The sequence below is a fragment of the Flavobacterium ardleyense genome (genome assembly GCF_042686085.1).
Classification (GTDB): domain Bacteria; phylum Bacteroidota; class Bacteroidia; order Flavobacteriales; family Flavobacteriaceae; genus Flavobacterium; species Flavobacterium ardleyense.
Map to the genome: position 1 here is coordinate 312,481 of NZ_JBHUOL010000010.1, position 11,744 is coordinate 324,224.

Consider the following 11,744-nt stretch of genomic DNA (forward strand, 5'->3'; position numbering starts at 1 on the left):
GTTTTATTACCGACTGTAATAAAAATTTGAAATGGATTTAAACTAATAAACTATGAAATATTACATATCATTATTCCAAAAACTTAAAGATATTTATGAATCACAAAGCGGTCAAAGTAAAGAAGCGGTATTACTTTGCCCCTCACAAAGGGTGTTCACAAATGAGGAATTAAGTTTACTAGGGCCTAAAAACATAACAAACCAAGACAATCTCTTAGAGTCTTTTAATAAAAAAAGAGATATTTCTTACCAATTGAATTCGATTCCTATTTCTGATTCTTTTTGGGACATCAATCCGAGCAATTCTTTATTCGACAGATACAGGGAAATTTTACAAGCTATTAAACCAAAAAAAATAAAAGAAAGTCTGTTAAATATGGATGATGAAATTGAATCTATCTTGTTCTTAAAGGGAAAAGAAACGAAAGAATTCAAAGAGTATAAGAAATATCTCGACTTGCTACAAGATACGATAAATTTAGTTGAACAACATTTAGCACAATTCGACGCCCTCATTTCTGAACAGCAAAAAGACTTATGGACCGAAAAACTATTTGTGCTACAAACCAAAACAAAATTAGCTTATACCAATTTAGAAGTTAAAGGTTATAAAAGCGCAATAGAAGCTGTTTTAGAAAAAATTAATAAAAAAAGCGATTTAGAAAATTACCTGCAACTATTAAGTGCTTCAAAATCATTTTTTGATATTGCAGAAAAAACCGATATTGATACCTTGGCATCTTATCATGATATAAGTTTTGTTCCTTATGATTTTATGAAATCAGAATCGGGATGGAACAAATTAAAGCTTTCAAAATCAGAACTTGAAAATGATTATCAGCTGGCAAGAAAATCAAACGACAACTTACCGCAAGAAATTTTATCAATCGATTATGATGAGAAATACATCACTGGCATAGAATTAGAATATTCATTTGTCCATTTAAAAAGAGGATGGTTCAATAAAAAAGTATTAGAATCAGAATTTTTGGAACTGCCAGATGACAAACAAATTTCCGACGGAGCTACTATTTCTAATGAATTTATGCTTTCTGCCTTTCCAAAGACAATGATATTGATCAAAAATTTAAAAATAAATATTGATTCAAATATTGATTTAGAACAGAACAATTCAAATCAGATCATACAGTTTGGCCCTTTGGTAATGAAAGCGCAACTTTTCACTAATCATTTAACAAAAGTTAGATTTGTAAAAGCTATTACAAATAAAGACACTTTACTTTCTAATCAGTTAAATTATAAGGTAAGTAAAGCAAATTTAACTGATGCTGCAGTTAAGATTCCTTTGACTAAAACTATTGACCCATTAGTGATGCAAAAAGCTAATCCAACTGCATTTAGCAGATTCAGTAGAAATCCAAAAGAAATCCTTTCGAAGCGTTCAAGTTTGCAAAAAGATGCTCCAGCTAATGCGGTAGTGAGCCAATTTATCATTATGCCGCACTTTGTAACTGCAATAAATCAGACCGTAATTATTCCTTCAAATACAAAGATTAATATAAAATTAATTAACAAAATAGCAAAAGAAATTCCAATATATCAATGCAGTGTTTCTATTTTAGGAATAGGTACAAACTTTTCATTGGATATTGAAACGAATCAAGAAAGTCTTGCTACTTGCAAATTACCATTAGGATCCTACAAAATTGAATTCCGAATAAATGGTTATAAACCTTTGACAACTACTATTAAAGTTGAGAATACGAATAATATGACTTTAGAATATACTTTAGAACCAGACGAAGTTACTTTTGAAAGTTACTTTCTAATTGGCATGGTCTGCGAAAGAATGTCAAAAAATCCACAATAAATTAAAAAAAAATAAATCATGAATTATCCAAATAGAACTATTAAAAAAGGGGAAAAAGACGCAACAATTGTTGTTGAAGTTCAAAAAATGTTGAATAAACGTGGTATAGTTAAAGTGACTATAAACGGCGTTTTTGATGAACTTATGAAATCTTCAGTAAAGCTATTCCAAAGTATGACTACTGATGTTTATGGAAACCTTCTTATTGCAGATGGTGTAATTGGACCCATAACGTGGGGCGCTTTATTTGAAAATGAAAAGATTAAAGTGGAAAAAACTTCAAAGTCTTTACTAGAAGCAGCCCTTGAAATTGCAACTTCACAAATAGGCGTTCTTGAGCAACCGTTAGGAAGCAATGCCGGACCTGAGGTTGAAAAATATCTTGCAAGTGTTCGCTCTTCAAAAGGAAACCCTTGGTGTATGGCCTTTGTCTACTATTGTTTTCAAGAAGCGTCAAAAACGCTCAAAACTACAAACCCTTTAATTAGAACCGGTGGTTGTTTATCGCAATGGAATAGAACTATAGCGAAGAAAATAACTGCAAGTACTGCCCAATCTAATCCATCATTTGTGATACCTGGTTCAATTTTTATTATTGATCATGGAAGTGGCTTGGGACATACAGGGATTGTAAAAGAAGTGAACAATGGATATATTACAACTATTGAAGGAAACACAAACAATAAGAAAAGCAGAGAAGGAATTGGTGTATTTTTACTTCAGAGTAGAAAGCTAAATTCAATAAATAAAGGCTTTATTGTTTGTTCTTAATAATCCATTAAAAAAAGTAAGGCTCCTTATGTAGAATTATAATCGCAATGTATAAATCACACCGTAAATTTAAAAGCTACCAAGCAATTTGAACTTATAATCCTTTTTTCTTGCTCTAAGAAGAAAGGATTTTTTTTATTTAAGCAATTACAGGGTAACAAATCTATTTCCTAATTGATATACTAGTAATAAACACATACTGATCATGAAAAATAAATTAGTTCTTTTAGCAATTATCTGCGCAGCTTTACTAAGTTGCGATACAGATTACGATAACGACCCCAACACAATTTGTAATGCAAAGTTTTATTCCTTTCAAACTCAAAATGAAGCAACTGCAGTTGGAGATATTTTTAACGTTGGATACTTAAGTAAATTTAATGCTGCTACTCCATCAGTATTTAGCAATTCTATTCCTAACAACTCATTTACCGATGTAGGAACATTGTTCTATCCGTCAAGCTCATTAAAATTTGATAATTCTGAACTTGTTTGTTTAGCTAATAAAACTGGCGGAAAAAGACTTTTTAAAGCCGACTTAATAAGTAATACTTTAATTCAAAATAACGCTATAAGTTCGAGCTTAAGCGCACCCGTTTTTGTATTTAATAATTTGCGCTTTTTAAAAATAACAAATAAAGTAACTCAAACTAGTGCTCCATATAATGATGTAATTAGTTTCGATGCAGAACTAGTAGACGAATCAGAAACATCCGTTTCAGGCGCACCTCAGAATATTATCTTACCTAGTGCAGTAGAAAACGGATTTAGAGACGCTAACATTGAAGGAGTGTTCTTAAATAACAAAGTTTATTTCTTGGCAAATTGTCAAATCCTAGTTTACGATATAATTACAAATCTTTTTAGTGTTCACACCATTTCAACGTATAATCAGGCTAACGACCGAAAATTCATGCAAGGAATGGAAATCAGTAACACAAATACTTTAGTAATGTTGCAACAAACAGTTTCACCTAATTATAAAATTGAAATTATAGAATTGCCTTCCGTAGCCACATCAGTTTTTACACCTATCGTGAAATATAATTTACTACAAGCCGACTTTCCTGCAAACGCTCCTCAATTAGCATCGATAATTAATACGATGGACAGACGATCAACAACTTATGATAAGTGTGATAACAAATATTATTTAACTTATATGAGCAATTACAATCCTTATAATACAGAAGTATATGAAATTGATTTGAACGCCTATTCCATTGCAAGTTATCCCTTTAATAACAACTTCCTATTTGGTCTTGAAGTCCAAAAGTAAATTAAAAACAATCATAAAAATTAAGAAATCATGAATAAACTAACACTTTTATCGCTTCTATTCACGGCTACTATTATAATGAGTTGCAGTGACGATGACACGAATGTAAATGCTCTAAATTGTCCCGATAGTGAAATTGTGGGAATACAATTTCAAACAGCATCAACCACAACTCGTTTTGGCGTGGCCGACTTTGTAACTACAACTCCTGGAATATTAGTTTCTCAAATTGGTCCAACACAAAATTTCACAACAAATACTTTTCAGACGCAATTAAACATGCATGATGGCGCTTACAACACTATTGACGGAAGCTATGTGAATGTCGATAATGGAAATAACACGTTATATAAATTAACTAGTGCTGGTGTATTAACAACTCCAGCATTACCAGCAAACGTTGGAACTATTAATGCACCCGAATTTATTAATGGAAACCTTTATTTTGGAAATGTAGAATACTTTAACAACTATTTAGAATTTAGAGTTTTAGATAGTAACTATGCTACTTTACAAACAGTAACAATCAATAATCCTTCAACTTCTGTAAATTATTATTCATCATTCACTTCAACTACAAATGGTGTAGATAAACTATATTATGTAATAGGTACAAATTTGATTACGTATGATATTAATACAACTACTACCACTACCACAGTAATTGGAAGTCTAAATTACTCAGGGAACTTGCTAGGAATAGAATATGTGGATGCAACACATTTGTTGGTTCTTCGACACGATTTTAACGGTGCTGATACTGAATTAGTTCAATTAGACATAAGTAATCCTACAGCTGTAATTGAAACCAATGTAGTTAATTTATCGTATAAAGCGAACGAAGAAAACTTTAGTACCACTTACGACAAATGCAATAAACGCTATTTTATAGTTACTAAATCACAAGATTTTTCAACGACACATTATACAAGAGTTGATCTTTCTGCTAGTATTCCTGTGGTAAGTACAAATTCAAATAATTCAATTTATGTTGCTGGTATAAAAAGTAGAAATTAGTTAAGTTGGTTGCTTTTATTTCTAAAATCCCTATCGTTTTTAAAACTTTAGGGGTTTTTTATTGCAATCAGGGGTAACAAAACGGGGTTTCAATTGATATACTTATAAATAACTTAAATCCGTAAATTATGAAAACCAAGATATTTATAGCCGTACTTTTTATTACAGCATTCATCAGCTGTGATTCTTCATCAGATCCTATTTCTCCACTTGTAGTTCCCAATACAGCAAATCATCTTTATATTAAAACACAGAATATTGGAGGTTTTGAATGTAATGTATGGGATTTTAATGAAGACTTCGGCACAAATCCAACAGGTTTTAAAAGAAATGATATCATTTTACCAGCTACTTTTGGAACTAGTTTAAGAATGACGCAATCATCTGCATATTCTAAAATTGCGATTCAAGGTGCAAAGCGATATGTTGTTTCTTCAGGTGATCGTGTTCTAGTTTATGATGTTTCAGCCGCAACAACTCCTACTCCTTTAGAATTTCCAATTGCTCACATAAATGCAATGAAATTCATCAATGGTCGTTTCTTTATGGTAGTAAATTATGAGTTGAAAGAGTATGATGTAATGACAATGACACCGATTAGTACATTTACACCGATCCAACTACTACCAACCGCATTGTCTTCAAACATCACTTCAAATGGTAATTTCTTATACATTATTTCAAGTGCGCAATTTTATAAAATAGATATTTCCGGAGGTGGATCACTTATTTCGGGTTACCCAAAACAACTTTCATTGACAAATCTTGATGGCTTACATTATGTAAATAATCCGAATCCAGCATCGCCATGTAATAATGCGCTTTATGTTGTTAGAGAAAACGCTGCTTCAAAACAATTAATTACAATTGATGAAGCAACTGGTGCCGAAACTGTGGTGGTAGATTTAACAACAACTTTTACTTCAAACGGGAGTCGAATTTCAACAATACTTGATACCGAAACGGAATTTTATTATATCTATAGTTTGAATTCACATGTATTAAACACTTCAACCGCTACTGTGATCGACTTAACACCTAACTCTGGAATTGTCACTCCAACGGCAATTAATACGCTTCCTGGTTATTATTTTGGTGTTCAGTTGAAAAATTAAATTATACAAATCATACCTTGTCTTTTATGAGATAAGGTATGATTTTATATTAGAAAATTAAGGTAATTTAGTTTTTAAAATAGCGTTCCAATAAAATTTGAGCCGCTGCAAAAGGTGAAAGTTGGTTATTTTGAACCGCTTTTTTATTTTCTTCCAAAAGAGTACTAATTTCGGGATGATTATAAAACCGTGTTTTCAATTGTTCATTAATCGTTTCCATCATCCAAAATTGATTCTGACTTTGGCGTTTTTCATCAAAATAGCTATTGGCTTTAACCATTTCAAAATAGGAGGAAATAATTTCCCAAACAGCATCAATTCCCGTTTGTTCATAAGCACTGCAAGTCGTCACTTTCGGAATCCAACCGCTACTTTTCGCCGGAAACAAATGCAAAGCACGATTAAATTCAGTTTTAGCTAATTTCGCTTTTTGAATGTTATCGCCATCCGCTTTGTTAATTACAATGGTATCTGCCATTTCCATAATTCCGCGTTTTATTCCTTGTAATTCATCTCCAGCTCCTGAAATTTTCAACAACAGAAAGAAATCTACCATACTGTGAACGGCAGTTTCGCTTTGGCCTACTCCTACTGTTTCAATAATAATGGTATCGAAACCACAAGCTTCACACAAAATTATCGATTCTCTAGTTTTTCTGGCAACGCCACCTAAAGTATCACCCGAAGCACTTGGCCTGATAAAAGCATTTTCGTCTTTAACCAGTTCTTCCATGCGGGTTTTATCACCTAAAATACTTCCATGACTAATAGAAGAACTTGGATCAACCGCCAAAACCGCAACTTTTTTTCCAATTGAAGTCAAATACTTACCAAAAGCTTCGATAAAAGTACTTTTTCCAACACCGGGAACACCAGTAATTCCGATACGTACCGATTTATTAGCATGTGGCAAACAATCCTTAATCACTTCATTCGCTTTTTCCAAATGTTCTGGATTCGTGCTTTCTACTAAAGTAATTGCTCGACTCAAAGCCGTTTTATCACCGTTCAAAATTCGAGTCACCAATTCTTCTGTCGAAGGTTTTTTTCTTCGGAATTGCTGAATTTGATGCGCCACTACTGAACTTACAGCTTCTGGTTGGTCCACACCATGAACTTCGGATAAGGCTGATTTTTTATTTGGTGTTTTCAAAAGGATAATTGCTTTCTGTAAATTTACAAAAAATGTAGGAATATAAAACAGTTGAAGCAGAAGGTTTAAAATTCATCCCAATTTATTTACTATTTTTATATCTTTACACTTCAAATTTACACTATGAACTTGAATCCTGAAATTCTTTTAGCACTTGAAACTATTGTAGGAACTTCTTATATTTTTACTGATGAAGCTACGCGAAAAAATTACGGTCACGATGAAACGGAAGATTTAAGTTTTCCGCCTCAAGTTGTGGTTAAACCTGCAAATACTTTTGAAGTTTCCGAAATATTAAAGGTTTCAAATAAATATAAAATTCCGACAGTGCCAATTGGTGCCAGAACTGGATTAAGTGGAGGTGCTTTAGCAATTTATGGTGGCATTGGAATTTCGATGGAACGCTTTAACAAGATTATTGAAATCGATGAACGTAATTTACAAATCACCACAGAACCTGGAGTTATTACGCAAGTCCTGCGTGAAGCTGTGGCTGAAAAAGGTTTATTATATCCAGTAGATCCGAGTAGCATGGGAAGTTGTTGGATTGGCGGAAATATTGCCGAAAATGCAGGAGGTGCGCGAGCTTTAAAATATGGTGTTACCAAAGATTATGTGCTTAATTTAGAAGTAGTTTTACCAACAGGCGATATCATTTGGACCGGAGCCAATACGTTGAAAAACTCAACAGGTTACAACCTTACTCAATTGATGGTTGGAAGCGAAGGAACTCTAGGAATCGTAACAAAAGCTGTATTGAAATTAATTCCACAAAACAACTATAACGTCTTACTTTTAGTGCCATTTGTTAAGGCTGAAGAAGCATGCGAAGCAGTTTCGGCAATTTTTAGAGCCGGAATAATTCCAAGCGCTTTGGAATTTATGGAGCGCGATGCTATCGACTGGACCTTAAAGTTTGTAGACGGAGTAAATGTGAACATAAACGACAATATACAAGCACATTTATTGATTGAAGTGGATGGGAATTATCCTGAAATTTTAATGCAAGAAGCCGAGAAAATTCTACACGTAGTGGAACAATTTGAAATAGATGAGGTTTTGTTTGCCGATACCGATGAACAGAAAAATGCACTTTGGAAATTACGCCGAGCTGTGGGAGAAGCGGTAAAATCAAATTCTATTTATAAAGAAGTCGATACAGTGGTGCCAAGATATGAATTGCCGAAACTTTTAAAAGGCATCAAAGAAATTGGAAATAAATACGGATTTCAATCGGTTTGTTATGGTCACGCAGGTGATGGAAATTTACATGTGAACATCATTAAAGGTGAAATGACGGACGACAATTGGCAAACGCAAGTTCCACAAGGAATCAGAGAAATTTTTGAATTAACGATTGGATTAAAAGGAACACTTTCAGGCGAACACGGAATCGGATTAGTCCAAAAAAACTATATGGACATTGCGTTTTCAAAAGTACATTTAGAACTAATGGAACGCATCAAAGCGATTTTCGACCCAAATAATGTGCTGAATCCTGGAAAGATTTTTCCGGATGAGGAATAGATTTTATTCTATTTTTTATTATGTCGTCTCTACGAGACTTAACTAGTTTTCCGTTGTATATCGTTACCTAAATATAATCCCTAACGGGATTTATAAAATTGACGAAAACAATATTAAATCATTTTAAGCTATTAATTAGGTATAATTTTGTAGATTCCTTGTTAGATTCTCAAGAGAGAGATTATATCTAATTGTACTATTTAACTCAATTAGATACAATCCATAACGAGATTTATAAAATTAAATAAATTTATAGTAATAAATCATTTTAAGCTATTAATTAGTTATAATTTTGTAGGTTTCTTGTTAGATTCTCAAGAGAGAGATTATATCTAATTGTACTATTGAACTCAATTATTAGCTTATCCCGTAGGGATTATATAGAGGTAAAATTAATCTCAAATAAAAGTAGTCCCGTAGGGACGATATATCGTTATGAGCTCAACCTAAATTGGTTCCTTAAAAATATATCGTTCATCGTATTCAATAGCAAAGGCTTCAAGAAATTTTAAATATTCGTCTTTAAAAGATTCCTTTTTATGATGAACTTCTTGATTTTGAATATAACGAATAACATTAGCAACGTGAGATTTCGAATATGAAAACGCTCCATATCCTTCCTGCCATTCAAATTTCACTTTTAGGAACTTCTTCTCATTGATCCATTTTGACGAACTCCCTTTTATATCTTGCAGTAAATCAGAAATAGATTGAGTAGGTCGCATACCAATGAAAATATGAATATGGTCTTCAACTCCATTGATAGCTAATAATTTATGATTGTTCTTTTTTATAATACCTGCAATATATTGATATAATTCCTCTTTGAAGGAAGAATGAATTAATCCATTTCGGTATTTCACCGCAAAAACAAACCGAACGTGTATTTGTGTGTAAGTGTTTGCCATATTATATCATCCCTACAGGACTTAATTAGTTTGAGTCTATACGTTACCTAGATGTTATCCCTACGGGATATTATAAAAGTCAATTTATTAGCTCCTATACTTTTAACCCCCTTTACTATTTATTCAAAAACTCCACCAAATTGGCATCTGGATTTTTAAACGTTGGCAGTTGTTCGACTATACTTGCCACACGTTTTTTATTTAACTTCATTGTAATATCAGCTTCGGTAGTAAACAGCAAAAGCCACATAAACGGGTTATTGATGTATTGCGTCAACTCTGATTCCAAGTCTTCTATAGGATGAATGTGTAAAACTTCTTGTTTTTCAGTAATGTAAATTTTATGCGTCATCGCTAATTTCAAAATATTGTCTTCTACGATCGTTTTGACATAAATATTCTGCAATTCTGGTTTTCCAATCGTTTTTGAAAGAGTTAATTTAGCAAATGTTCCATTGGCAATACTTGCTTTAACCTGATTAAAAAACTCCGTGTAAACGATATTATTTGCTTGTGTATCCATTAAAGTCCTAATTGTTTTTGTATTTTATCATTGAAAATCATAGAAAACATTTTGTTCTCATTGTCTTTGTTTAAAAACTTCCACTTATTGTTCGTTAAACTATCAGCAACGGCTATAAGTGTTGAACGCAATTCAATTTTGAACGTGCTTGTCAATTTGTTATACGTTACTTTTTCTGCACCCATGTTTACTTTAAAAACATCTAACATACCTTCTGGATCTTCCATTGGTACTTTAAAAGTCATTTCCATTACATTGTTATAAGTAAGAACGCAAAATAATTTATCTTCAATTTTCTTAATTTCACCAAATAAAAATTTAGGATCACTTTCTATCAATTTGATTGAAAACTGCTCATTATCCATCATTTGTCCAAACATTTCCTTCATTTGGTCTTTAGAAACAATATCAAAAACCTTTGGATAAGTAGTGTCGAAAATATCCTCATAATTCATGTTTATTCCCGCTTTATACGAACGTAATGCTTCCGATTTTAGGGTATTCATATCTTGTGCTAAAAGCGCAAACGCTTGAAAAAGGAAAAAAGTGAAGGCAACTATTCTTAATTTCATAAGTAGTATTTTAAATTTTTATCAAATATAAAAAATCCCCAACTACTTTCAGCAATTGGGGATTGATATTAATCTCTTTTAGGAGAATTCTTTTTATCGCGTTTCTCTTCTTTTTTCTCTTTTGCCGTTTTTAGAGGTTCTTTCTTAACGGATTTCTTTGCATCTTGACTTTTTGCCATAATAACCATTTTAATTTAAAGTAAATATAAGAAATTATCAGATATAAAAAACGCTATCCTTATTAATATACCAAAATAAAATAATTTATTATATTTACCAAAGTAAAATAAAACATTGATATGAAAAAAATCACAACAATCGCAGTAGCTTTTCTTTTGTTTACTGGCGCAACAATGAATGCACAAACTGCATTAAAAAAAGGTTCAGTTACTTATAAAATGGAAATAACTGGAGATAATGAAGCTAATGCAATGATGGGTGAAAGCACAATGTCTGTTCATTTTAATGAAACTATGCAGGCTACAGATGTTAATATGATGGGTGGTATGATGTTAATGAAAACAATTACACCTCTAGGTAATTTTAAAGACTCAAAAATGTCAGTTGAAGCTATGGGAATGAAATATGAAATCATCGAAATTAGTGACGAAGCTCTAGAAGCTAACAAAGGTGTAGGAAACGTGGATGATGCATTAGAAATTAAGTACGACAAAAAAGATACGAAAGAGATCGCAGGTTTTAAATGCTACAAAGCTATAGTTAAGATGAAAGACGGAACGTCAAATGATTTTTATATTACAGAAGGAATTGCGTCTCAGGGTTCAAAAGATGCAAAATTAAAACTTGCTGGATATCCGCTACAATTAACAACTTCAACTCCAAATGGGGAAGTAACAATGACGGCTACTTCTTTTTCTAAAGAATTACCAAAAGATTGCTTTTCAGTTGGAGAAGGATTTACTAAAGTTACTATGGAAGAATTCCAAAAACAAATGGGCGGAATGTAATACACACCGCTCTGTCCCGTCCTAAATAATCGATACAGATTATTAGACAAAAATATTAAATTAAACAGTTGCAAAATCGA

Annotated in this window: 11 protein-coding genes; 7 read left to right on the forward strand and 4 right to left on the reverse strand. The window is 32.3% G+C overall.

Features of this window, described 5'->3' with window-relative positions; translation table 11 throughout:
- The first annotated feature begins 52 nt into the window (after positions 1-52).
- The 5 genes from ACFSX9_RS05325 (at position 53) to ACFSX9_RS05345 (ending at position 6,013) form a co-directional block, all read left to right on the forward strand.
- A complete protein-coding gene (locus ACFSX9_RS05325) occupies positions 53-1,831 on the forward strand; it encodes a hypothetical protein (RefSeq protein WP_379805361.1) in 1,779 nt (592 codons plus the stop codon).
- Positions 1,832-1,849: 18 nt separating this feature from the next.
- Entirely contained in the window at positions 1,850-2,602 is a 753-nt protein-coding gene (locus tag ACFSX9_RS05330) for a CHAP domain-containing protein (protein WP_379805363.1), read from the forward strand.
- A 205-nt stretch (positions 2,603-2,807) separates the two neighbouring features.
- The gene (locus tag ACFSX9_RS05335) at positions 2,808-3,881 is read left to right on the forward strand and encodes a hypothetical protein (protein ID WP_379805365.1); all 1,074 of its coding nucleotides are present in this window, start codon (positions 2,808-2,810) and stop codon (positions 3,879-3,881) included.
- 30 nt (positions 3,882-3,911) lie between these two features.
- Entirely contained in the window at positions 3,912-4,898 is a 987-nt protein-coding gene (locus ACFSX9_RS05340) for a hypothetical protein (RefSeq protein WP_379805367.1), read from the forward strand.
- Positions 4,899-5,026: 128 nt separating this feature from the next.
- Positions 5,027-6,013 carry a hypothetical protein gene (locus ACFSX9_RS05345; RefSeq protein ID WP_379805369.1) on the forward strand — a complete coding sequence of 329 codons (987 nt, stop codon included), beginning with the start codon at positions 5,027-5,029 and terminating at the stop codon, positions 6,011-6,013.
- Between the two features lie 67 nt (positions 6,014-6,080).
- Here the strand turns inward: ACFSX9_RS05345 and meaB are convergent, their stop codons facing one another.
- Positions 6,081-7,166 (reverse strand): methylmalonyl Co-A mutase-associated GTPase MeaB, encoded by a 1,086-nt coding sequence (gene meaB / locus ACFSX9_RS05350; protein WP_379805371.1) that lies wholly within the window; start codon positions 7,164-7,166, stop codon positions 6,081-6,083.
- A 123-nt stretch (positions 7,167-7,289) separates the two neighbouring features.
- Here meaB and ACFSX9_RS05355 point away from each other — a divergent pair, with 123 nt between their 5' ends.
- Entirely contained in the window at positions 7,290-8,693 is a 1,404-nt protein-coding gene (locus tag ACFSX9_RS05355) for an FAD-binding oxidoreductase (RefSeq protein ID WP_379805373.1), read from the forward strand.
- A gap of 446 nt (positions 8,694-9,139) precedes the next feature.
- Here the strand turns inward: ACFSX9_RS05355 and tnpA are convergent, their stop codons facing one another.
- The 3 genes from tnpA to ACFSX9_RS05370 all read right to left on the reverse strand — a co-directional run bounded on the left by tnpA (position 9,140) and on the right by ACFSX9_RS05370 (position 10,696).
- Entirely contained in the window at positions 9,140-9,601 is a 462-nt protein-coding gene (tnpA, locus tag ACFSX9_RS05360) for an IS200/IS605 family transposase (RefSeq protein WP_379805375.1), read from the reverse strand.
- Positions 9,602-9,716: 115 nt separating this feature from the next.
- On the reverse strand, positions 9,717-10,124 hold the full coding sequence (locus ACFSX9_RS05365; protein WP_379805378.1) for a hypothetical protein: 408 nt from the start codon (positions 10,122-10,124) through the stop codon (positions 9,717-9,719).
- Positions 10,124-10,696, reverse strand: a complete 573-nt coding sequence (locus ACFSX9_RS05370) for a hypothetical protein (RefSeq protein ID WP_379805380.1) — start codon at positions 10,694-10,696, stop codon at positions 10,124-10,126. The genes ACFSX9_RS05365 and ACFSX9_RS05370 overlap by 1 nt, the downstream gene beginning before the upstream one ends.
- A gap of 299 nt (positions 10,697-10,995) precedes the next feature.
- Here ACFSX9_RS05370 and ACFSX9_RS05375 point away from each other — a divergent pair, with 299 nt between their 5' ends.
- Positions 10,996-11,664 (forward strand): hypothetical protein, encoded by a 669-nt coding sequence (locus ACFSX9_RS05375; protein WP_379805382.1) that lies wholly within the window; start codon positions 10,996-10,998, stop codon positions 11,662-11,664.
- Positions 11,665-11,744: the final 80 nt, after the last annotated feature.